General features: G+C 47.5%; 19 protein-coding genes. 1 reads left to right on the top strand and 18 read right to left on the bottom strand.

Features of this window, described 5'->3' with window-relative positions:
• Nucleotides 1–38: 38 nt before the first annotated feature.
• The 3 genes from cysN to R0J87_RS16490 form a co-directional block, all read right to left on the bottom strand.
• Nucleotides 39–1,943, bottom strand: a complete 1,905-nt coding sequence (cysN, locus tag R0J87_RS16500; protein WP_498887532.1) for a sulfate adenylyltransferase subunit CysN — start codon at nt 1,941–1,943, stop codon at nt 39–41.
• Entirely contained in the window at nt 1,943–2,845 is a 903-nt protein-coding gene (cysD, locus tag R0J87_RS16495) for a sulfate adenylyltransferase subunit CysD (protein ID WP_404463335.1), read from the bottom strand. Before cysD ends, cysN begins: the two co-directional genes overlap by 1 nt.
• 86 nt (nt 2,846–2,931) lie before the next feature.
• Nucleotides 2,932–3,699, bottom strand: coding sequence for a helix-turn-helix domain-containing protein (locus tag R0J87_RS16490; protein ID WP_498887531.1), 768 nt, complete (start codon nt 3,697–3,699; stop codon nt 2,932–2,934).
• Nucleotides 3,700–3,839: 140 nt separating this feature from the next.
• Between R0J87_RS16490 and R0J87_RS16485 the strand changes: the two genes are divergently transcribed.
• Nucleotides 3,840–5,567: an SLC13 family permease gene (locus R0J87_RS16485; protein WP_498887529.1), complete on the top strand. Its 1,728-nt coding sequence runs from the start codon at nt 3,840–3,842 to the stop codon at nt 5,565–5,567.
• A 71-nt stretch (nt 5,568–5,638) separates the two neighbouring features.
• On the opposite strand, the gene R0J87_RS16480 is transcribed toward R0J87_RS16485, so the two are convergent.
• The 15 genes from R0J87_RS16480 to R0J87_RS16410 form a co-directional block, all read right to left on the bottom strand.
• Nucleotides 5,639–6,493, bottom strand: coding sequence for a UTP--glucose-1-phosphate uridylyltransferase (locus tag R0J87_RS16480; protein WP_498887527.1), 855 nt, complete (start codon nt 6,491–6,493; stop codon nt 5,639–5,641).
• The gene (gene pgi / locus R0J87_RS16475; protein ID WP_498887526.1) at nt 6,493–8,187 is read right to left on the bottom strand and encodes a glucose-6-phosphate isomerase; all 1,695 of its coding nucleotides are present in this window, start codon (nt 8,185–8,187) and stop codon (nt 6,493–6,495) included. Before pgi ends, R0J87_RS16480 begins: the two co-directional genes overlap by 1 nt.
• A gap of 150 nt (nt 8,188–8,337) precedes the next feature.
• Nucleotides 8,338–9,966 carry a phosphoglucomutase (alpha-D-glucose-1,6-bisphosphate-dependent) gene (gene pgm, locus R0J87_RS16470; protein ID WP_498887548.1) on the bottom strand — a complete coding sequence of 543 codons (1,629 nt, stop codon included), beginning with the start codon at nt 9,964–9,966 and terminating at the stop codon, nt 8,338–8,340.
• 3 nt (nt 9,967–9,969) lie between these two features.
• Nucleotides 9,970–10,965, bottom strand: coding sequence for a UDP-glucose 4-epimerase GalE (gene galE, locus R0J87_RS16465; protein ID WP_498887524.1), 996 nt, complete (start codon nt 10,963–10,965; stop codon nt 9,970–9,972).
• A gap of 14 nt (nt 10,966–10,979) precedes the next feature.
• Complete coding sequence (locus R0J87_RS16460; RefSeq protein WP_498887522.1) at nt 10,980–13,106, bottom strand: beta-1,6-N-acetylglucosaminyltransferase; 2,127 nt, start codon at nt 13,104–13,106, stop codon at nt 10,980–10,982.
• Nucleotides 13,107–13,108: 2 nt separating this feature from the next.
• Nucleotides 13,109–14,116, bottom strand: coding sequence for a glycosyltransferase family 2 protein (locus tag R0J87_RS16455; RefSeq protein WP_498887520.1), 1,008 nt, complete (start codon nt 14,114–14,116; stop codon nt 13,109–13,111).
• A 23-nt stretch (nt 14,117–14,139) separates the two neighbouring features.
• A complete protein-coding gene (locus R0J87_RS16450) occupies nt 14,140–14,955 on the bottom strand; it encodes a hypothetical protein (protein WP_498887518.1) in 816 nt (271 codons plus the stop codon).
• Between the two features lie 3 nt (nt 14,956–14,958).
• On the bottom strand, nt 14,959–15,609 hold the full coding sequence (locus R0J87_RS16445; protein WP_498887517.1) for an HAD family hydrolase: 651 nt from the start codon (nt 15,607–15,609) through the stop codon (nt 14,959–14,961).
• A complete protein-coding gene (locus R0J87_RS16440; RefSeq protein WP_498887515.1) occupies nt 15,606–16,346 on the bottom strand; it encodes a 3-deoxy-manno-octulosonate cytidylyltransferase in 741 nt (246 codons plus the stop codon). Before R0J87_RS16440 ends, R0J87_RS16445 begins: the two co-directional genes overlap by 4 nt.
• Nucleotides 16,347–16,366: 20 nt before the next feature.
• Nucleotides 16,367–17,875: an aldolase catalytic domain-containing protein gene (locus tag R0J87_RS16435; protein ID WP_498887545.1), complete on the bottom strand. Its 1,509-nt coding sequence runs from the start codon at nt 17,873–17,875 to the stop codon at nt 16,367–16,369.
• A gap of 100 nt (nt 17,876–17,975) precedes the next feature.
• Nucleotides 17,976–19,229, bottom strand: coding sequence for a hypothetical protein (locus R0J87_RS16430; RefSeq protein ID WP_498887513.1), 1,254 nt, complete (start codon nt 19,227–19,229; stop codon nt 17,976–17,978).
• Nucleotides 19,222–20,025 (bottom strand): beta-1,6-N-acetylglucosaminyltransferase, encoded by an 804-nt coding sequence (locus R0J87_RS16425; protein ID WP_498887512.1) that lies wholly within the window; start codon nt 20,023–20,025, stop codon nt 19,222–19,224. Before R0J87_RS16425 ends, R0J87_RS16430 begins: the two co-directional genes overlap by 8 nt.
• Complete coding sequence (locus tag R0J87_RS16420) at nt 20,010–20,969, bottom strand: hypothetical protein (RefSeq protein ID WP_498887510.1); 960 nt, start codon at nt 20,967–20,969, stop codon at nt 20,010–20,012. The genes R0J87_RS16425 and R0J87_RS16420 overlap by 16 nt, the downstream gene beginning before the upstream one ends.
• Nucleotides 20,970–21,028: 59 nt before the next feature.
• Complete coding sequence (locus tag R0J87_RS16415) at nt 21,029–21,949, bottom strand: glycosyltransferase (protein WP_498887544.1); 921 nt, start codon at nt 21,947–21,949, stop codon at nt 21,029–21,031.
• Nucleotides 21,950–21,986: 37 nt separating this feature from the next.
• Complete coding sequence (locus R0J87_RS16410) at nt 21,987–23,096, bottom strand: ABC transporter ATP-binding protein (RefSeq protein ID WP_498887509.1); 1,110 nt, start codon at nt 23,094–23,096, stop codon at nt 21,987–21,989.

Here is a 23,096-nt window from a genome sequence, read left to right as displayed (position 1 = left end):
TATCACTCGATGGATTAGCTCTTATCAACCATCACTAATTAGCTGATAAGGCCACGCTCACGCAGTGCAACAATGACTGCATCGGCAGCTTCTTCGGCCTTCATCTCAGCGGTTTTCAAGTGAACATCCGGTGCTTGAGGCGCTTCATAGGCGGAATCAATACCAGTGAAGTTTTTCAGCTCACCGCGGCGTGCCTTTTTGTAGAGCCCTTTCGGGTCACGCGCTTCCACTACATCCAGCGGTGCATCCACGTAGATTTCGATAAACTCACCGTCTTCCAACAGATCACGCGCTAACTGGCGCTCGCTGCGAAAAGGTGAAATAAAGGCCGACATCACAATCAAGCCTGCATCGACCATCAGTTTGGCTGTTTCCGCCACGCGACGAACATTCTCAACGCGATCAGCATCGGTGAAGCCAAGGTCACGGTTCAAACCATGGCGAACGTTATCGCCATCCAGCAAATAAGTATGCTGGCCGTTACCAAACAGCTTCTTCTCCACCAAGTTAGCGATAGTCGATTTACCTGCGCCAGACAGGCCCGTGAACCATAAAACTGCAGGCTTTTGCCCTTTGGCCAAAGCACGCGCGTGCTTGTCGATATCCACATGCTGCATATGGATGTTCTGGCTGCGGCGCAGCGCGAAGTGCAGCATGCCAGCACCTACCGTATTGTTGGTCATACGGTCGATGAGGATGAAGCCACCGGTATCCTGGTTATCTTTATACGCATCAAACGCAACGGCGCGGTTCAAGCTAATCGTACAAACGCCAATCCCATTCAAGTCCAGCTGTTTGCCTGCCGTATGCTCAAGCGTATTCACGTTCACTTGGTACTTAATATCAGTCACGGTAGCGGTGACCATCTGAGTACCCAGCTTCATCAGGTAAGGGCGGCCCGGCAGCAGCGGTGCTTCATGCATCCATACCAGCGTGGTTTCAAACTGGTCGGCGGTGTGTGCGGGCTGGTCGACGCCAGAAATAATATCGCCACGGGAAATATCGATCTCGTCATCCAGCAGCAGCGTGATAGATTGCCCCGCGACCGCCTCCTCCAAGTCGCCATCGAACGTATAGATGCGCGATACCGTGCTGGCCTTACCCGAGGGCTGGACGCGGATTTGATCTCCAGGCCGCACAACGCCGCTGGCAACCATGCCGGTAAAACCACGGAAATCGAGATTCGGACGGTTGACCCACTGCACGGGCATCCGGAACGGAGAGCGCTGCAGGCGCTCGTCGTCTACCTCGACGGTTTCCAGGTAGCCCATTAGTGTGGTGCCGTGATACCAGGGCATCTTCGCGCTGTGCTCAATCACATTATCGCCCTTCAATGCCGACATCGGAATGAAGGTGATGTTTTCTAAGCCCAACTGCTTGGCGAAAGCGCGGTACTCATCAACGATTTGGTCATAGCGAGCTTTAGAGAAATCCACCAAATCCATTTTGTTGATAGCGACGATAATGTGGCGCGTCCCCATCAGCGACATCAAAAAGCTATGACGGCGAGTCTGCGTCAAAATACCGTGGCGTGCGTCCACCATCAGAATCGCTGCATCGGCAGTAGAAGCACCGGTCACCATATTGCGGGTGTACTGCTCGTGCCCTGGTGTATCCGCCACGATGAACTTGCGTTTCTCGGTGGAAAAGAAGCGATACGCCACATCAATGGTAATGCCCTGCTCACGCTCGGCGGCCAAGCCATCAACCAGCAGCGCAAAATCCATCTCGCCGCCCTGAGTCCCGTACTTTTTGGAATCAGCTTCAATGGCAGCAAGCTGGTCTTCGAACAGCAGCTTGGACTCAAACAGCAAACGGCCAATCAGCGTACTTTTACCGTCGTCCACGCTCCCGCAGGTGATGAAGCGCAGCAAGCCTTTATGCTCGTGGGACTTCAGGTATCCCTCGATATCTTCTGCAATCAGATCGGATGAGTGCGACATTAGAAGTACCCCTCTTGCTTCTTCTTCTCCATGGAGGCCGCGCTGTCGTGGTCAATCACACGGCCCTGGCGCTCGGATGTCTTGGTCAATAGCATCTCTTGAATGATCGCGGGCAGCGTGTCGGCTTCAGACTCCACAGCACCGGTCAGCGGGTAGCAGCCCAATGTGCGGAAACGCACCTTACGCATCATGGGCACTTCACCCGGCTCCAGTGGCATACGCTCGTCATCGACCATGATCAGCGCACCGTCACGCTCTACCACGGGGCGCTCAGCTGAGTAGTAAAGCGGTACGATGGGAATATTCTGTAGGTGGATGTACTGCCAAATATCCAGCTCGGTCCAGTTAGAGATCGGAAATACCCGAATAGACTCTTTGGGGTGCTTACGAGTGTTGTAAAGTTTCCACAGCTCAGGGCGCTGGTTTTTCGGGTCCCAGCGGTGCTGCGCGGTACGGAATGAGAACACGCGCTCTTTAGCACGAGACTTCTCTTCATCGCGCCGTGCACCACCAAATGCCGCATCGAAACCGTACTTGTCCAACGCCTGCTTCAAGCCCTCTGTTTTCATCACATCGGTATGAATAGCCGAACCGTGGGTGAAGGGGTTGATATCTTTCTCAACCCCTTCTGGGTTGATATGCACGATCAATTCCATGCCGATCTCTTCGGCCATCTTGTCGCGGAATTCATACATCGCCTGAAATTTCCAGCGCGTATCCACGTGTAAAAGCGGGAAAGGGGGCGGCGACGGGGCAAAGGCCTTTCGCGCCAGATGCAGCATTACCGCTGAGTCTTTACCGACGGAATAGAGCATCACCGGGTTTTCAGTCTCGGCGACCACTTCGCGCATGATCTGGATGCTTTCCGCTTCCAGCCGCTGTAAATGGGTGAGTGATGTCATCATCTTTCCCAACGTTGTGTGAAAAAATTGTTTTCAAGTGGCCGCAGACGGCGCTGCCTTGAAAACCTGCTAATACAGAGCAAACCTTAGCGGTGCTCCAAACCTAAATCCGCAGGAACCGCCACTAACGTTAAATTCGCTTGGCTACCAAGCCACTCCGTGAATTCCTGGCTAGCCGAAAACATTGCCCCATGAAACACCAAGACCGCTGGCTGAGGGAGCATCTTCAAAACCGAACTGTAATCGAAGGCAGTGGGAGGATGCTCAAAACAACGCATGTAGAGTTTGCCGCGCACACCATGGAGATACATCTGATAAATGTCACGGTGAGCGTGGGCCACACGCCGAACGCCGCCCTGCCATCGCTGCTCTGCACCCGGGCAGAGAGCGAGCGCTGGCGTGACCGTTTTATCGAACCACCGCCCTGCACGAGTGCGCTTTTTTGCTAATGCGTTCAACGCCCAGGGCTCGTGCTTTAGCCCTTCTGTTTCCCACCAATGCTCGATGGCACGTTGGGTTAAGCGAATTTCTAAACGTTCACTCACCAAATCAGCCAGCGCGGCACTGCTCCAGCCTGGCAGCTCCTGAGGTGCTGAACCATAAAGCGCTTCCCAAAGCAAAGCTTGCGCTGCAGCGCTCAATATATTGCCTTGCCCCTTCGAGCGGCCACGCGATTTCACAGGCACGGCCGCCCAGCCACCTTCACGGAAAGCTTTCCAGGCCGCCGATACCGTTGGAGCAGATAGCCCTGTTTGTTGGCTTGCCACTGCGACCGTATGACCATCTAAGCGTAGTCTAACAGCGCGTTTTCGACGCTCGCTTAGAGCCTCAGGCGATAAATGTTTAGCGCTCAATTTTAAATATAACCTTTTGTTTTAAAAAAAAAATTAAGAAACCGATAACACTATAGACGGTAATTATTAGACACCATCATAAAAGCCTGCGTAAAATCCAGCAAGTACACATTTATTTTCTATTGACATAAGGACCCCACATGACCCCCTGGGCCGTCTTGTTATCCATCACGTTATTATTAGTTTTACTGATCAGCGGCAAGGTAAAGCCTGCCATTGCATTTTTGACGCTGGCAGGCGGCTACCTTTTGGTGGGGTTTATCGATACAAGTACCTTACTGGTGCAGTACACTAACCCAGCGCTGGCCACCCTGCTGCTGCTTTTGCTGGTCTCGCTCGCGCTGGAGCGCTCGCCGTTATTGGACTGGCTGTCTCAACATTTATTAAAAGGCCACCCGAAGCTCGCGACCGCAAGGCTCATGGGCAGTACCGCCGTGCTATCGGCTTTTTTGAACAATACCGCCGTTGTGGCCGCCTTTTTAGGGGCCATTACGCGCCAGCAAGGCATTGCCCCTTCTCGGCTATTGATTCCGCTCTCTTACGCCTCAATTCTTGGCGGTATTACTACGCTAGTAGGCACCTCTACCAACCTCGTCGTGAACTCTTTCAACCTGAACGCCAGCGGCAGTGAGCTGGGCATGTTCCAATTTAGCCTAGTGGGCATCCCTGTTGCCTTAGTCACTCTCTCCGTGCTGCTATGGCGCGCCAATGCGCTCCCCCACCATCGCCTGGAAGATACCGAAGAGAAACTCTCTTATTTTCTTGCTGCCGATGTAGAAGCCGAGTCACCCATGATTGGCAAAAGCATTGAAGAAAACGGCCTACGCAGCTTGGATGGCCTGTACCTGCTGGAGATAGAGCGAAAAGGGCGCCTGATTAGCCCAGTAGCGCCCGATGAGCAACTTCAAGCAGACGACACGCTGGTGTTTACAGGTGAAGTAAGTAAAGTGCAGGCACTGCAGCGCTTCCCTGGGCTCAACCTCTTCGGGCACCAAGCCGATAACCTACTGGCTACCAACCTAGTTGAAGTGGTGATTTCTCATGAATCAGAACTGGCCAGTAAGACCCTGCAAGATGTCGATTTCCGCAGCATGTTCAGCGCAGGCGTGGTAGGCATTCGCCGGGGAGATAAACGTTTAGAAGGGCAACTGGGCAAGATTCCACTAAGGGTGGGCGACTGTTTACTGTTGGCAGTGAGCGCTGATTTCCGACAGCACCGTAACCTAGACCGTAACTTCCACCTGTTGAGCGGCAGCTTTACGCGACCACAGCTTAGCCGCAAAGAGAGCCTGATCACTTTAGGCGGCTTTGCGGGAGTGATCACTTTAGCTGCGGCCAACTGGCTACCGCTGTTTCACGGCTTACTCATTCTATTGGGCGCACTCCTGCTGCTGAACGTCATTAGCATGGCCGAACTTCGCAGGCGGTTCCCTTTCGAGCTGTGGCTCATCATTGGTTCCGCCCTTGCCATCGCCCAAGCGCTGGAAAATTCCGGCGCGGCTGCATTACTCGCCAGCGGTATGCAAGCCATGTTCAGCGGCTATGGCATTTATGCCGCGTTTATCGGCTGCTATTTACTGACGTTAGTCCTCACGGAAACGGTCACCAACAACGCCGCCGCCGCGCTGGCCTTTCCCATTGCATGGAGCACAGCACACGCGTTTGGGGCCGACCCGCTGCCTTTTGTCATGGCCGTTGCCTACGGTGCGAGTGCTTGCTTCCTGATTCCGTTTGGCTACCAAACCCACCTCATGGTGTATTCACCCGGGCGCTACAAAATCACCGACTTTTTTAAGATCGGTTTGCCCGTTAGCCTCACCTATTCAGCGGCAGTGCTGCTAATTACGCCGCTAGTATTCCCCTTTTAGTGATGGATAGATTTTTACAAAAAAGCCGCTGCAGCGAGAGCTGAGCGGCTTTTTTGATGCTTGGAGTTGCGTTATACGTCGTAACCCGCCTCGCGGGCAAGCGTAGTATTGGCCTGCAGCCAGCCTTCAATATGCCCGCAATCAAAGGTGCGGCCATGCATGCGGAATGCTTGCACGGTTTGGCCTTCCTGCATCAAGCGGTCGATAGCATCGGTCAGCTGAATTTCGTTGCCTGCACCCGGTGCCTGGTCGCGTAGTAGCTCCATAATGCGGTACGGCAGCACATAGCGGCCAATCACGGAAAGGCGCGAAGGTGCTTCTTCCGGCTTAGGCTTTTCCACCACGCCGCGCATGGTGGCACTTTCACCCGCCGCTGGCTCGTCGCAATCCACAATACCGTAACGGTAAACGTCTTCTTGCGGTACCGCTTCTACCATGATTTGGGAGGCATCGTTTGCATTCCAACGCTCTACCATACTGCCTAAATCACAAGCGGTGCTGCCTAACTGCGGTTTTACCAACACGTCCGGAAGGATAACGGCGAATGGCTCATCTTTATCTAACAGGTGGGCTGCACAGAAAATCGCATGGCCTAACCCTTTTGCATTGGGCTGACGAACGCTGGTCACTTTCAGTTGTTTCGGAGAAATTGCAGAAAGTGTTTCTAATAGCGCATCTTTACCCTTGCTGGCCAGTGAGTGCTCAAGCTCAAAATGAGCATCAAAATGGTCTTCGATGGCCGATTTTCCAGCACGTGTAACCAAAATAATTTCATTGATGCCAGCAGCCAGCGCTTCTTCTACAACATGCTGAATCAAAGGACGATCTACCACCGGCACCATCTCTTTAGGAATCGCCTTGCTGATCGGCAGCAGGCGCGTACCAAAACCGGCTACCGGAATAATCGCTTTGCGTACTTGAGTCATTAACCACTTCCTTTTTCATTACATTGCTGATGCCACTCATTTACTTTACGCAGCAGCTGAGCAGTACTGGGATCTTCTACATTGTCGTGTTGAGCCGGTTGCCCCACCAGCGTTTGGTAAAGGCTACTGGCTAATTGCTTTCCTAGCTCAACACCTGGCTGATCAAACGGATTAATGTTCCACAACACCGATTGTACAAATACTTTATGCTCATAAAGCGCCAGAAGCGCGCCTATCGACCACGCATCGAGCGATTTCAATAGTATAACCGAGTTAGGCTGATTACCCCGGTAGCCCTGGGCCATGTAACCCCTTAGCGCAGCAGGAATCGCATCATCCCCCAGTGCAAACAGCTGTGCTTGAGCTAGGCAGTTAGCCAAGGTCAATGCCTCCTGCTCTTTGAGCGCCGTATTGACATGGTCAAATCGAGTACCTAAACGACCCACCACCGCGACAAAATCAGCGCTAACGGTGTGCCCGCCTTGGTGTAACAACTGATAAAACGCATGCTGTGCGTTTGGCCCCACATCGCCCCACAAAATAGGGCAAGTGGCATGGTTAATCGAGCGGCCATCCAAGCCAACGCTTTTACCGTTTGACTCCATCTCTAGCTGCTGTAAATACGCCGCCAGGCTTTTCAGGCGGCCGTCGTAAGGCAGCACCGCATGGGTAGGAATATTTAAAAACTGGCAATTCCACGCACCCACTAACGCCATTAATGCAGGCAAATTTTCTGTCAGAGGGGTTGCCATAAAATGTTGGTCCATGGCGTGCGCGCCATCTAATAGAGCATCAAAATGCTCCATACCCAGCTGCATGGCAACACTGACGCCAATGGGTGACCACAATGAAAACCGACCGCCAATCCACTCTTTGAATTCCAGTTGATGCGTCAGGGGAATGCCAAACTCAGTCATTTTATCGGGTTTAGATGACACCCCCAGCAGTTGATAGCGGCGAATGGTCTCTTCTTCGACTTCGAGCGCATCGCTAAGCCACAACAGTGCCGTACGCGCATTGAACTGCGTATCGGCCGTGGTGAAGGATTTAGACGCCAACACCAGCAAGGTCGTGGCCGGATTAAGAGTCTCCATCAAGGGGAGTAACTGCGAGCCATCCATGGTCGAGACATAATGCACACCGATTTTTACCCGGCTAGGGCAGTCCGCCAGTGACTCACTCACCAATTTAGGGCCTAAATCCGAACCGCCTACACCGATATGCACAATGTCAGTGATCGCTTGCCCGGTGGCACCAAACCACTCGCCTTGGTGTACCCGATGTACTAAGTTCGCCATTTTGGCACGCTGCTGCTGGCAAAATTCCGCCGCTGCTTCCATCCCTTCGGGCGCTAACTTATTAGCTGGCCAGCGGGCCGCCATGTGCAGTGCCGGGCGTTTCTCTGAAGGGTTCACCACAGCGCCCACAAACAGTGCTTGGCGTTTCGTCTCAAGGCCACAGCTATGGGCCCACTCCACCAGTAAAGAGAGGGTTTCCTGCGTTAAACGCTGTTTGCTGAAATCGATATGCAGTGAGCCAAACGTATACGCCAACGATGCAGCGCGCTGCTGAGCGACATTGCCGTTGTCTAACAAGTCACTGAGGGATTGAGCCTGCAGGTGTTCCGCATGAGCGGCTAACGCGTTAAGGGGCGTATAAACCCGATGATGCAGGGCTGATAACGATGTATCCATGTGTCTTCCTTGATATAGCAAAAGGCGACGTAACCTCATCTGACCATGCAAGCATCACGCCAGCCCACTTCTCTATATTAATCGTAACCACTTACAGCTATATAACAACGGCAGCCAGGGCGGCAAAAACCGCCCTTCTACTGCTCTTCGTTAACCTTTCAATACACTTGAGAGAAGCGTAGTCGCACTTTCGATCAGATCTTCCAAATGTTGCGGTCCTTTGAAACTTTCCGCGTACACTTTGTAGAGCGATTCAGTACCGCTGGGGCGTGCGGCGAACCAACCGTTTTCAGTAGTCACCTTCAACCCACCGATGGCCGCTTGATTGCCCGGCGCTTTTACCAACACAGCGGTGATGGGGTCGCCTGCCAAGGTGGTGTCGGTGATACTCTCGGCGGTGAGGTTTTTGAACGCGGCTTTTTCTTCGGCGGTGCAGGCGGTATCTACCCGTTTGTAAAACGGCTCGCCAAAGCGTTCGGTGAGGATTTGGTAATACTCGCTAGGCGTTTTACCGGTAACGGCCATGATTTCAGCGGCCAGCAAGCACAGCGCGATACCGTCTTTATCGGTCGACCACGCTTTCCCTTCTTGAGTAAGTAGGCTCGCTCCAGCGCTCTCTTCACCACCAAAGGCTAACCAGCCTTCATGCAGGCCATCCACGAACCACTTGAAACCGACAGGTACTTCAAACAGCTCACGGTTGTGCGAAGCCACGACGCGATCGATCATCGACGAAGAGACCAGCGTTTTACCGATTTTCAGCGAATCGCTCCACTGCGGGCGATGGCTTATCAGGTAATCCACGCACACCGCCAAGAAGTGGTTCGGATTCATCAACCCGTTGGCGTCCACAATACCGTGGCGGTCGGCGTCTGGGTCGTTGCCAAAAGCGATATCGAAGCGGTCTTTAATCTTTAGCAGGTTCGACATGGCATCCGCGCTGGAGCAATCCATGCGGATCTTGCCATCGTGATCGGGCGGCATAAAGCTGAAGCTGTCATCAATGGTGGTGTTCACGACTTCCAGGTTCAGACCGAAATGCTCACCAATCGCCTGCCAAACGGGCAGCGCCGTGCCGCCCATCGGGTCCACGCCCAGCGTTAAGTTGGCTTTTTGAATCGCCGCCATATCCACCACGTGACCCAACTGCGCTACGTAATGCGCGGTGTAGTCATACTCCTGGGCGTGGGCAAGCGCCTCTTCTAACGGCACTAACGCAATATCGCTTAGCTGACGAAGCAGGTACGCATTGGCGCGCAGCTCAATCCATTGGGTCGCTTCGGTATCTGCTGGGCCACCGTGATGGAGGTTGTACTTAATACCGCCATCTTCTGGCGGGTTATGGGATGGCGTAATAATCAAGCCATCGGCTTTCGCGGCGGGCATTGCGTGGCGCTGCTGCGCGTTGTTCTGCAAAATTGCGTGGCTGACTAAAGGAGTTGCGGTGTAGCCATGGTCTTTTTCTACCATCACCGGCACTTTATTCGCCGCCAGCACCCTCAGCGCGCACTCCCAGGCGGGGCGTGAAAGCGCATGGGTATCCACGCCTAAAAACAGCGGGCCTTGGTAATCTTCTTCTTTGCGGTAATCCACTACCGCTTGAGTGATGGCGATAATATGCGCTTCGTTAAACGTACGCTCGGTGGCACGGCCACGGTGGCCTGAGGTGCCAAAAGCTACTCGCTCGCTAGCAATGCTGGCATCCGGAGTTTCATTAAAAAATGCCGCTACGATGGCTTCCATTTGCGTCTCCTTGCTCTGTTCGCCGTTTGGTCTTATGGATTAGTGAATGTGAGCAAGCTTTTTTTCCCATGCCCACGCATGGCGCACAATGGTCGCAAGGTCTGCATATTGAGGCTGCCAACCTAATGTTTTCTTTGCCAGCGTAGCATCGGCAACTAACCTAGCAGGGTCACCCGCACGCCGCTCGCCTTCCTCGACCACCAATTCGCAATCATCTTCCGCCACAACATCTTTCACAACGTCAATGACTTCTTGCACCGAATATCCTTGACCATTGCCTAGATTAAATCCAAGCGCACCAAACAACTCACCGGCTATCAACGCCTGTAAAGCTAACGCATGGGCGGAACACAAATCTTCAATATGAATATAGTCACGGATACAAGTGCCATCTTCAGTATCGTAATCTCGACCAAAGACGGTGATGGACTCACGTCTGCCGGAGGCTGCCTGCAAAATGAGCGGTATCAAGTGTGTTTCAGGGTCGTGGCACTCGCCTATGTCGCCTTCTGGATCTGCGCCGCACGCATTGAAGTAGCGCAAACAAATCGAGTTGACACCATAAGCAGTGGCGTAATCTTTCAGTAGCCGCTCAACCATTAACTTACTGGCACCGTAAGGGTTAATAGGCTGCTGCGGGTGCGCTTCATCAATCGGTACATACGCTGGCTCACCAAACGTCGCGGCAGTAGAAGAAAAAATGAAATTCTTCACGCCAAAACGAGCCATCACACCGAGCAAATTAAGCGTATTAGAAACGTTATTTCGATAGTACTTATCAGGCGCGTGAACAGACTCTCCTACCAAACTGCAAGCCGCAAAGTGCATAACACCGTCGAAATGGTGTGTGCGGAACAGCTGCTCTAAAAGCACTGTATCGGCTAAATCACCCACGACCAGCTCACCGAAGCGTGCTGACTCTCTAAAACCTGTCGTCAAATTATCGAGCACTACTACTGAGTGGCCACTACGATTGAGCTGTTTCACCATGTGGGAGCCAATGTAACCAGCTCCACCTACAACTAGAATATTCATACAGTACCTATGAGTTAACTTTTAACGACAGGTTTGGTAGCCAAGCGTTGTTTTAACGGCAAATATTGTAAAAAACCGTTAATCTCATCTTCAATCCAGTGCTGAGCAAAGGGCGGTAGTGCCATGTACGAGCATGCGCGCTGCTGCATCATTACATCAAGCTCTCGGAACACCTGTCCATCGATGGTGGGTTGGCTGCTCTCTTTGCCATAAACACTCAAGGTGACGTCACTTTCTGTTTTAAGCTGTGCCTGTTCATCTTCTAATGCGACGACAAGCAAGTTTCGTTTCCAACGTAGTGTATCTAGATGCTTTATGGATGAGCGACTAACAGCCATTGCCAGTACACCGGTATGCATACGCGCATTTAGGTGAGCCAAATCTGCTAGATAATAGTGCCAATCCAACGTGTTGTCGTTAGCAGGTATGACAGAAAAGGGATCATAGTACAGCGGTGTTCCAAGTGTTTTATTTAAAAAGTGATCTACGCCTTGTAGTACTGCAGTATCCTCATAAACAAAGACAATAACCTTGGAGTAAATTGATTTCAAAAAATCCCAATGGTTATGATTTTTAGCTAACAAACCCGGCCAACGAACACGTGCTTGACGATATTTCAGCATACGATTGAAGGTACGTATACTCCAATGCTGCTGTTCTAAAGTACTAACTAACTCTTTCACCAAAGGTACAGACACACGACTTAAATCACAGTGTCGATCCAACAACAAATGTAACACTTTGCTTTTCAGATAAAGATCGGCCATTAAATCATCATTAATGACCGTAGGCCCTTTGCGGTCGACCATAACAATATGGCAATCTGAGTTCCATCGTAAAACGTCAAGAAAACCAAGAGCGTTGTGGCCTAAAGAAAAAACGAGCGTTTTACCAGGGTTGGCGTAAGCAATATCACCTAATTGCAGATGCCACTTATGACGCATCAGCGCAACATCTGAGGCACCACCAATCAAGCCTTCAATATTCTCGTAACCCGCACCAACACGTTGAGTATCAAAAAGATCGCCATAAACAATGGTGTTCTCAAGGCGGTCGAGTTCAGCAAGCGCATGTGATTTGGCTTCTCGGTCAGAACCAATCAGCACCACCATCGGATTCGGAATACTCTTAATGTAATCAAAAGGGTTTTCTACGCTACCTACTAAGCTATGCCAGTGGTTAAGAGCAATATGCTTTTCTTGCAGCGAACTCTCTTTGAGATGTTGACGCACCCATTCTGATGATTCTAGCAAGCGTTCAAATTCGTCAATTTGCATTGGTGCAATTTGCGAAAGCTTGCTGCGAAGCTGAGTGGCACTATGACTCACCTTACGTACAAAAAAGCGATTTTCACCTAACAACTCTGCATAATCATCGTTATAATAAACCCGTGGTATACCCCAGCTATTAAACGTGTAACGCGTCATTAAGCGATCACTACGTTCAGCAGGCGGTACAAGATTTGCGACCATGGTTTGGAAGAACAGCTCGTCTGGCACCCAGGTACGGCGGTAAAACTTCTTTAAAATTGGCTTATTTTGATAAAGCGACCAAACTTTTTCCAGCGTGCTACGACGTAAACACCACCACTGCGAGCCCATATGAGCGGTATGCTTTAAAGGAGGTGTGCGCTTGATTTTTAACTTACGCTGAATTTTTAATGCCGTATCAAACAAAAAGGGCTGATAACGCCAGTTGAAAAAGTGAAACTTCGACCACCGCTGCTTCTGCAGGCCTGCCGTCACCCACGTGTATTTTTCAGCGTTGACAGCCTCAATATGATCTTTACCACTCTGTGCTAAAAATTGTTCAAGCAAGTGCACAGGCTTTGCAGGCATGCAAGAGCCTGAAATTAACATGAAATAGTCGCTATCAACATCATGCTGCTGTATGGCTTCCATGCAGTTAAGAGTCGCCTGAACAATCGACCACTCTCCCCACACTACTTTTACCCGCTTGGCAAAATGCACCTTGCCCGGCAACTGCTCTACACCCCACTGAGCCACCGCCGAAGGAAGGTCACCTTTAGCGGTCGCATCGTGATGTACATACACGTTACTACCGGCGCTAAGCAACGAGCAAAGTAAATCCTTTAACTGTTCCGGCTTCTCGTGGGCGAGCAGAATGAACGATACCTTCACTATCACCAACCTCCTAAATTAATAAGCCCGCGCTTTGCCAAGTCTTTCCATCCTTTGAAAGGCACAGAAACATGTTTATTGTATAGTACATCCTTATTATTAATAACATTACCATACTGCTTATACTCAGCAGAATCATTGTAATGCTGCTTAGCAACCATTTCTTGCTTCACTTTTTCATCTAATTGACTGATAAATTTAAAATGAAGCAACGCACCTGTCACCATACGTTCATCAACACATCTATTTAATCGCCTTGGCAACATCATGTGCATTGAAGAAATATACGCATAGTTCCACTTCCATTTCACCAACGGTACTTTATTGAGTGCAGGCGCTTGCGCAGGCGAATTTTTAGAAAAAACACGACGCCGCACCCCCCCTTGAACATAAAGATTACGATAGAAATGGCTATATTGTTTTGTATAACCAACGCCATCAAAATAAGGGCAAAAACCTAATGGATCTTTGCCTTCTTCATAATACGTTTCGGCGACGGGTCTATCACTGTACATATCTAGCATGATGGTGAAAAAAGAGTCTTGTTTAATAGACTCCATATACTGAGTCAGATCACGAAGATTTCTGCTTTCCATGTGTGGGTAGACAAAAAACTCGTCTGGATCGCAGGTAAAGCACCAGTGGCCACGGCCATACTTAAATAATAAGTAATTTAGCCAATGCATGCCAAAATTTGAATCCTTGTAACTACCATCTGTGTAGTAATAAGTAACATCAGGCTGGCTCGCTAAAAATGCCTCAGTATTATCCGTAGAACCGTTGTCAACAATAAAAAAATGGTTCACACCTAGCTGGCGATAAAAATCTAAGAAAAAAGCTAAACGATGCCCTTCGTTTTTCATTGTTGAGAATAATAAGATATCGTTTTTCGATATTACTTTGGACTTATCCCCCCTAAGAACAAGCTCTTTTCTTTTCTTAAAACTTGTATGCAAATAGGGAGCCAACTCCTTTAGCCAAGCTTTTTTATTTCTTAAAACTTTGAGCATCCTTAACCACACCTTCACAAATGTTAAATTAAGCCAAGCACAGCCTTATCAGCTTCATAATTCTCTTTCAGCAACTTTGACAGCTCTGCGCTAAAAGGTTTAAACGGTGTGCCTTTCGTGCGCTGCTGGTTATTATCCATCATATTCATTAACTTTTTAGTCATATGACGAGGATAATAGTCGCTCAACTGCTCTAAAATACGATATGCCTCTAATGAAATCTTAGAGCGACGTATTGCAGCCCCTTCACTTGCTGATGCGAATTCCTTGTCCAAACCTGTAAGATTTTTTAAATAGACACTTTCATTTTCAAAAACCTTCTCAAATAGTGTAACTTTTATTTTTTTTCCAACAGCTTTTTCAATATCTTCAATTAACGGAATCCAAGAAAAGGATCTGACATCAAAAGAGTCCAAATATTCGAAAAAACTCAAAAACCTATAGTGACGCAAGTACTCACAGTACCGAGATATCATATATTCTTCAGGATCTCTTATTGTGATATGTACAGCACTAACGGAACAGCGTGTCTTATACAACAACTTACTTAACCTGGCATAAGCATCAGGATAAATCAAGTTATCTTCAGGCTTGTCAGTACCACCTAATAAGTTCTCATCAGAGATAATCACACGACTTGCGCTTGCAACTACTCCTTTAATTTTATCCTCAAGCAAAACGCCATCATCGATCCTTGACGTAATTAGCTTTCTAATATCAGCAAGATCAATATAGGCAACATGCTCTTGCAGCAAAAGATCATTAGAGTTTGAAAGCCGAGACTGGAAGTGAGTGGTAGCTGTTTTATGAACACCTAAATGCAACGTGATATCATACATAATTCAAACCTGGCATAGTGAATGCTTGCTAAGTATTACTTCTTCTTTGCACCAATATTCCCAGTCAAACACTTCTGTCCAACCACTTATGAATACAAAGTCCAATTTTGCTTTGCTGGCAGCTTGATAGTCGTATTTACTATCACCTAGAAACAAGCTGGGCATCTGAATATTTTGTTCAGTTATTTCGCGAAGTAGAATTTCATCTTTAGTATCAGGACTGCCAAAAATACCGCCGTTAAATAGAGATGCAATACCACGTGCAGCGAATACTTCTCGCAATTCTACCTGATCGCCACCAGACACAATTAACCAACGCGCATTGGCAGTGAGCTCTCGCAATTCCAGCAAGCCTGGAGCAATTTCACAATTCAATAACCCTACACGTACTTCGGCTGCATATCGAGATAGAAGCTCTTCCAGCGTGGGGCCATCCTGACCTGGTTCAATTAAATGCTCCATAAAATAAGCAAACTTAGCATAGCGGGAAATACCCCCGTTTTGAACGTGGTAATCCACCAGCTTCTGTGCAGCCGCCTTGCCATAGGGCAAAGCGGCTCGATAGAAAGCATCGGTTTTAACGCGGTTGGAGTTCAGCACAACGCCATCGCAGTCAAAGACCAGCGTTGCGTAGTCTGTGATCGGATGTCTCATGCATGCCCCTGCTTACGCATCGCCGCCTCGACGTTAGAAACATCGTCAGGCACATCCACAGCTAGACTGCCGGGCTTAGTTTCAACCAGCCGGATCGTCTTATTCATTTCTAAAAAGCGCAGTATCTCGATATCTTCGCTATACTCCAGCTCGCTTTTACGCCCAAAGTTACGGAACGCCTGAAGTTCATCGCGGGTAAAGGCGTAAATACACACCTGTTTCTTATAACGCACGGGGGCACATTTAGCGTCTTTATAGCCAGGCAATGCCACACGAGACATATACACCAGTTTGTTGTCTTCAGTGGTGATGACCTTGGGTATATTAACGCTGTTCGGATCTTCCTGCTCGGTTACCCAGCTGAAGCCGTTAATTACATCGCCCATATTCGCCAATTTAGCATCACGCACTTTCAGAATATCAGCAGGGTCTACCAGTGGCTCATCCCCTTGTACATTAATATAGACATCCGCCGCTACTTGATCAGCAGCTTGGGAAAGGCGATCAGTACCCGTTAGAGCATCATCTGTAGTCATAACAGCCTTGAAGCCTGCTGCCTCCACAACTTCTGCTATTCGCTGGTCTTCAGTAGCCACATACACATTCTCAGTGCCCACTGCACGCGCTGAAAGTTCAGCTACCCATAGCACCATTGGCTTGCCTAGCAGAGGTACCAGGGGCTTGCCGGGATAACGACTAGACCCATAGCGTGCAGGAATCAATACAACACTACGCATGGTATTATCCTTATGAGTGTTTAAAGCGCGTACACAGATTCAGTATGTAAACCATAACGCGTCGGAGTAATGGCTACGATTTTAACGGCCTGAGCGGTGCTTTGATATTGCTCAAATAACTGTGCCATTTCTTGACTGCGCGGGTCATCTGCACCATAACCATCAAAGCCTGCCATAACAACCTTGCGGGCCTGCCCACTAGTCGCTACTGCTAGGGCATAAGCAACCACTAACGACGTGGGGGCCACACAAGCTGTTTCACCAAAAGTGAACGTACTGGCTTCAACTTTTAGTCCGTAATCAAGTACCTCTTTATTAACGAGAGATGCTTGTACTTCCTCGGGGAGCATGACAATCGGCGTGATAAGAGGCTGAGGTAACTTGGCATGTGCATCAGAATCCGCCAGCAGACGTACCGGGTGGCAGGCAACTCTCAAATCAATCAGCTCAGCATCAATCGAACTTTGGGTGTTGAGCGCTAAGACCAGTGGTTTTTCCTGGCGAATATAACGCTCTAGCGCCTTGCGATGACGTTCAACGCCTGGGCCTGTACCCAGCAGTAGCACATCACGGCCAGCAAAGGTCTCTTTAGGTGACCATGTGCCTTGGGCCTCATCACGATAGAAGTGGCGTGCCGCATCCAGCGTATTAAGGCTGAACTTCTTACCCCCTTCCACACGAAGATGCTCGATTACCGCCAGCACGTCTTCTTCATCGTACCGAGAGTCGCTAAGCATTTCCTGAATATAGGTGGGATGAATGCCGTATTTACCTGCCAGGTAGTAATAAGGGTTGGTGCCCCAGCCATAGTGCTCTTGCATAGGCTTGAAGTGTTTACGCAGTAGCGCCATCAGCGGCACCATGCTCACCGGCTTGTCTCGGCGTTCTGCCAACTCAATGGCCAGCTCTTCAGTGCGCGCATTGCCAGGGCCACGGCCCATGCCGGTTACGGTGGCATCTACCCAGGTCACGCCTTCTTCAATGGCACGCAAAGTATTGGAAAGCGCCAACCCTAAGTTATCATGGGTATGTATCCCCATGGGGCCATCCCACTCAGTACGCATCCACTGAATGATCTGAGCCGCCTGATCTGGGTTCATACTGCCCATGCTATCGGCAAAATATAGGGCGTCTAAAGGGTATGCCTTGGCTTCTCGAGCCAGTGCTTTGACCTCTTCTTCAGTGCGGTCGGCGACCTGCATCAGGTTAAATCCAACCTTGAAACCGCGCTCTTTGAGCCAGTTAACCGCAGGTAGGGAATCGGCAAACTCGTGTACGTGGCAGGCAATACGCACCAACTCTACTGGTGAGTTCGCAGCATCGTTGGGGAACAGACGCTCAAGCGCTTCCACCTGGGGCACTTTGCCCACCAGCTCACTGCCATTGATCATCACTCCCACGGTTAGCCCTGCCGGAATATCAAGGCCACGAATAAAGTCATCCGTTGTAAACGCACAAGGCCCCTGGAAACCTTGATTTTTCAGTGAGCGCAGACCTAATTCGACGATGTCTACTCCCGCAGCTTGCATAGCCACTAAGTATTCATTAATTAAGTCTTCGGAAAAATCCCAAGAATTATAATAACCACCGTCTCTAAGTGTGCAATCTAAAAACTTAGTGCTACTCATATTAAACTCCTTCTTTGAGCGTAATTTTTTTTTGATATTCTGATATTTTTTGCTTAATAAATTTCCCACTGGGTCGCTGAGTAGAAGCTTGCTCCATTATCTTAAGAGCAGTTTCTATATCTCCGGCTTCTTCAAAGGTGATTGCCATTTCTCGCAGAATATCAGCAGCATGTTTTTTACTACCAATTTTTTCAGGTAGTTCTTTAAACACTAAGGTTTGTGCTTTTTTCTTCATAACCTTCTCAATTTCCGAAAATTCAGCACCAGTGCTCTCAATAAAATTTTCTAACAACTTTTCATTATCACACGAAGAAAATCTTAAACTATGATTAGCGAGCTCTTTTAATGCTTGTTCATAATCTTTTATCTTCAAAACATTTTGAAACCATGGGGCTAATACAAAGGGTGTAGAATTTGCGGTCAAAGCTAACACTATAGAAAGATCATCCAATGCACGTCTAAATTCAACTACATAGACTTTATCAGCCCAACTAGAATTATCAAAGATATATTTCATTTCATCAAGATAAAGACGCGCCACCAATCGCGCCATTTTATCGTTTTGTTTTTTTAGAAAATAAAAAACGAAAAAAGCATAGAGCTTGGATTTATTGATAGCTGCGGCAGCTTTTAAAGGACTATTCTTATAATGTTCACCAGACAACAGCTTATCGACAGCGAATAAAAAAACATCGTGATCGTTCACGTATATAGATGTATTCCACATCGCTGTAAGCAATGAAAGCTCAAGATGTCCTCTGTCTTCTCGTATATTGCGACTTGCACGTAATGGAGACATTTCTTCAAAACATTTTTTAAGATTGTTGAGTGAAGAAACTGCCATTTTTGCGTTATCAGCCTCTACGGATTTGTATGCACAAATTACAGAACAAGCCGAGCGCACTGCTATATCTTCATTGGTTACGGAGATCATTCTGGAAACTAAAATCGCACGATTACGGTCACTAAATCTTTGGCTGCCAATCAAGTATTTTCCTAAATCAAAATTAGAGCTTACAACATTATAAATATATACTTGACTGCCTGAAACAATTTTAATTTTGCAAACAAAAGAATCAATTACATCAAAAAAATTTTTTACAACTATCTCTTCTCGTGCTACAGAATAAAAAAACTTTATCTTAGTGATTATTTTATCATCCCGCCCCAATAAAAAGAGCTTCGAATCCTTTTCAAAGTTTTCTCCTTTTATCACCAAGTCCAATTCATCATAAAAAATTTTCAAATCAGACATACTTCCTCGCAAAATAGTAATTTCGGCTGTTATCAAAACCAATAAACTTCGAATTCAAAATTAGAGGCTTTCCATCTCTCCCAAAGCAATAATATGTTAATGGTGGGAGCACTTGAAAACCACTTTTGGCAATTATTGTTTGAAAAAAACATTCATCTGGAATCCAAGCCCACTTAAAAAAAGAACAAACTCTTTTATCTCTACTTAATACGTACTTTACGGCACTATGGGTTAAACACCACCACTGACTACCAAAATGCACTTCTAAATCTTTTGGCACATTTCTTTTTAAACCAATGATTTTTTGAAACTTATAAAGCCAACGATGTAATTTTGGTGATTTTCTTTTATCTAAAAAATGGCGGTATAAATATCTGTCTTCTCGCAAGCCTGACTTTATCCAACTACTGTCTGAGCACTCTATAAAATTGGCACCAGTGTTTTCTTCTAAATGAAGCATGAGTTTTGATAACGGTTGAATAGGAAAGCAATACTCACTCAAAAGAAAATAGTAGTCCGTTGCTTTATCATTCTGAGCATAATCAAGCATCATTAGACTCGCTTTAACTAAGCCCCAACGCCCCCAGCCACAGGTCACACTTTTATGTAAAACATGGCAGTTGTTAACATTTACCAATGACGACTCCAAGTGCTTTTTCTTTTTTTTTCCTGAAGCTTTGTCAAAATGAACAACTATTTTACAGCTGGAGTCTTCGGATACTAATTTATTAACGAGCCTACATACTCTTTCTACACTGTCATGAGCCAAAATCAGAAAAGTTATGCTAAGAGACACTTCACTTCCTCATAAAGGCGTTTTCTTTCTGCAGTTTTATGGGCATTGAAAGCACCTTTATCTTTTCCAACAAAAAAATCGAATATTTCTGAAGCTTTATCAATCCGGCTCACTTCACAAGATTTATGACCATCAATAAAAGTTACTTTCTTTAGATAGCCCAATTCATTTGCAGCAATTGCAGGCGTTAAATATTCTTTATAGTAAAGATGCTTCAAAAACTTTACTTTTTCATCTTTTGAAAGAGAATCATTGGCTGAAATCAATCTTACCGAAGTAAAAAATCTTTTCCTCTTCTCTCGAACATTTGCAGTCGATTTACCATCATTATAAGATGGCTCAGACCATTTACTTAAAAACTCTTCCAAAGATGGATTCTCATAATGCAAAAGGTAAGCACCCTGAATTTTAGATGGCTTCACCTCTGCATCATACTTGGCATGATGAATACCTAATGTGCACATTAAATTAGGCTTTATTCCACTTTTTCCAACAGTATGTCCATTAAAATAACTTTGATTATCTTCACCCTTAAGACAACCCAAATCACACAAAAGATTAATTTTTTCTTTAGGTAGCTTTTCTTTGAAGAAGCAAGCACTTTTTCGAGCTTGCTTCTTAACACTTGGCATAACCTCCAAAGGTTCTAAAATCACATACTCTTTGTGTTTTAATGCCTCAGTATCACATTCAAAATAAAGCACTTCATCTGAATCCAAATGAAACAACAACCCATCAAAATCATGGCTAAACAAAATAAAATTCGCGAGGTTTATATTTATCTTCTGTCTCTCGTTCAAATTTTCAGGCCTACTATTTTTCCAGTAGTCTCCATAGGCTTGGAATAAATAAACATTTTCCGAGTCACAATAAAACGATTCCACCTCAATACTTGGAGAATCTAAAAACAAAAATATAATATCAGCACCAGCTTGAAAATTCATTTCAACAAAGCACCTGATGTTTTCAAGACTATCTTTAACCGTACTTGACACACAAATCATTACTTTATCTCCCCGTACCCATCAACATCAAGCGTTAATCGTTTTCTTTCATGGACAAAATATTCTTTATTTAAAACAGAAGCTAATCTTTTGAAATTTTTCTTATGCCGGTAGTAACCAAACCCTTTCCGTTTAGGGTGCCATAGATGCACCAAGGTACATCCTGCTTGGCGGCACTGCTCACCATACAGTGAAAAGTAGGCCCTGAACCCTATGTATTCAGTGATGTTGCCACTACCCATGTTTCGCTCGTACTCGGGTGGTTTTTCAGCGATGGGAAAGCGGCAAGCCAGGCGGTGCAATAGTTCGAAGTCTTCCGCGCCGTGTCCTTTAAAGCCCTCGTCGTGGCCGCCAATACTTAGCAAGTCTTCTCGGTTGGTCACTATGCAAGAACTGCCTTGTACTAAAAACTGCATGTGCTCAAGCGGAAGACTTTCCCATTGCCGAAAGCACCAGGCTTCTTTGTTTTGCTTCAGTTCGCTGATGAAATGCTGGGTGGCCTGCTCTGTTAGAAAGGCAACGGGCACACAGAAGAAGTTTTCAGGCCGGGTCGCCAGCTCCTGCTCTTTGATATGATTGAGCAAGCGTTGATAGACGCTTGGTGCTCCCAGAAAGTCGACATCGTGGAAAAGGGTGACCGGCGTGGTAGCTGCTTTTGCACCTCGATTGCGTGCTCTTGCTAGCGAGAACTTTTTAAAGCGAGTACGTAGGTGAAGGCTAGTAATAGGGCGAGCTGAATAGTGATGCTTAGCGACCAACCCATCTATCCATTTTCCGACAGCACCAGGGCTACCATCGTTTACGATGATCACTTCATAGCCACTGGGCAAACAGGTCAGGAGTTCGTCTAAACGAAGGAGTTCCCGTTCACCTACTTTTTTAGCGCGAATGGGAATGATAAGTGAGGCTTGTGACTGCATATCGTTCAATTATTACCTTTAATGGACCAAGCGGCTGTTAATCATCGCCATCAATTTCTTCAAGTGCGGCCTCTTTTTCACTTTTATATCGGTACGCCAGTTTTTTGGCTTTTTCCAACACATGAAGCTCATCATCCGACCACTGCTCTAAGGTCGCGAGTTCTAACCCATACTCTACACCAATCACCGTACGCTCAAATTTGGCAAGCTCTGCTTTTGCGCTTTTGCGTATACCATCTGGCGTAGCGTTCATGATGCTGGTGAGCTCATCGACTCGCGCTTTCGCATGTTGATGTGCTTTTCGTAAGACATCTAATTCATGCTTTTCCCAACTGTTTTGCTTTGCATGTTGAATTAGCACATGCAAACCATTCGCCCTTGGCCTCGCTTTTTGTAGCTCTTTCTGGATTGCGTTTATTTGAAGACTGGTCAACGTAGCAGGATCTACATCAAAAGACTGTTCGTTAAGCGCCTCCATAATACCGGTATCGTCAGTATCTTGATGGTAATCCGATATAGCGTCGTTGATGTCGTCATACCAGGTTGCGCCCCCTTTTTTCAGATAGATCCCAGCTTGGCATAAATCACGCAGAATTCCCTCACCATGAGACACCATGATCAAAGAGGCCTTACCGACACGTTCTTTGAATAAGGCTTGTGCTTTCGCTTTAAAGGCGCGGTCACCCACGGCGGTCGCTTCATCAGAGATATACACATCAAAATCAAACGCCAATGAAAGTCCAAACGATAACCGTGAGCGCATACCGGATGAATAAGTACGCACAGGCTCATCAAATGCTTCGCCTATCTCGGCAAACTCTTCAACGAAGCTAATGATTTTCTCGATATCGTGACCACGGCCTTGCGTGCGTGCGACAAATTTTGCATTTTGCCGCCCGGTCATGTTGCCTTGCATCCCGCCTGACAACCCTACAGGCCAAGATACGCGGCTGTGCCGGATGACTTCTCCACGCTCAGGTGTGTCCATACCCGCTATTAATTTCAAAAGCGTTGATTTACCAGCACCATTAGCGCCGATTAACCCCACGCTCACCCCGGTGGGTATGGTGAGGTTGATGTCTTTAAGCACCCAGTCGCTACCATGATGGTTGTGGTAACGCTTATAGAGGTTACGGATTTCGATCAT

It is taken from the genome of Halomonas sp. SIMBA_159 (assembly GCF_046536035.1).
In the GTDB taxonomy this organism is placed as follows: Bacteria; Pseudomonadota; Gammaproteobacteria; order Pseudomonadales; family Halomonadaceae; genus Vreelandella; species Vreelandella venusta_A.
The sequence above is the reverse complement of the archived record's forward strand: the minus strand, read 5'-3'. Positions and strand labels throughout refer to the sequence as shown.

Excerpts from the sequence above, each read along its gene's own strand:
- cysN (WP_498887532.1), bottom strand. The coding sequence starts at position 1,943 with ATGTCGCACTCATCCGATCTGATTGCAGAAGATATCGAGGGATACCTG.
- R0J87_RS16430 (WP_498887513.1), bottom strand. The coding sequence starts at position 19,229 with ATGTCTGATTTGAAAATTTTTTATGATGAATTGGACTTGGTGATAAAA.
- R0J87_RS16435 (WP_498887545.1), bottom strand. The coding sequence starts at position 17,875 with ATGCAAGCTGCGGGAGTAGACATCGTCGAATTAGGTCTGCGCTCACTG.
- R0J87_RS16415 (WP_498887544.1), bottom strand. The coding sequence starts at position 21,949 with ATGCAGTCACAAGCCTCACTTATCATTCCCATTCGCGCTAAAAAAGTA.
- R0J87_RS16485 (WP_498887529.1), top strand. The coding sequence starts at position 3,840 with ATGACCCCCTGGGCCGTCTTGTTATCCATCACGTTATTATTAGTTTTA.
- R0J87_RS16480 (WP_498887527.1), bottom strand. The coding sequence starts at position 6,493 with ATGACTCAAGTACGCAAAGCGATTATTCCGGTAGCCGGTTTTGGTACG.
- R0J87_RS16420 (WP_498887510.1), bottom strand. The coding sequence starts at position 20,969 with ATGAATTTTCAAGCTGGTGCTGATATTATATTTTTGTTTTTAGATTCT.
- R0J87_RS16440 (WP_498887515.1), bottom strand. The coding sequence starts at position 16,346 with ATGCGTAGTGTTGTATTGATTCCTGCACGCTATGGGTCTAGTCGTTAT.
- R0J87_RS16410 (WP_498887509.1), bottom strand. The coding sequence starts at position 23,096 with ATGATCGAAATCCGTAACCTCTATAAGCGTTACCACAACCATCATGGT.
- R0J87_RS16450 (WP_498887518.1), bottom strand. The coding sequence starts at position 14,955 with ATGTATGATATCACGTTGCATTTAGGTGTTCATAAAACAGCTACCACT.
- galE (WP_498887524.1), bottom strand. The coding sequence starts at position 10,965 with ATGAATATTCTAGTTGTAGGTGGAGCTGGTTACATTGGCTCCCACATG.
- cysD (WP_404463335.1), bottom strand. The coding sequence starts at position 2,845 with ATGACATCACTCACCCATTTACAGCGGCTGGAAGCGGAAAGCATCCAG.
- R0J87_RS16445 (WP_498887517.1), bottom strand. The coding sequence starts at position 15,609 with ATGAGACATCCGATCACAGACTACGCAACGCTGGTCTTTGACTGCGAT.
- pgi (WP_498887526.1), bottom strand. The coding sequence starts at position 8,187 with ATGGATACATCGTTATCAGCCCTGCATCATCGGGTTTATACGCCCCTT.
- R0J87_RS16455 (WP_498887520.1), bottom strand. The coding sequence starts at position 14,116 with ATGCTCAAAGTTTTAAGAAATAAAAAAGCTTGGCTAAAGGAGTTGGCT.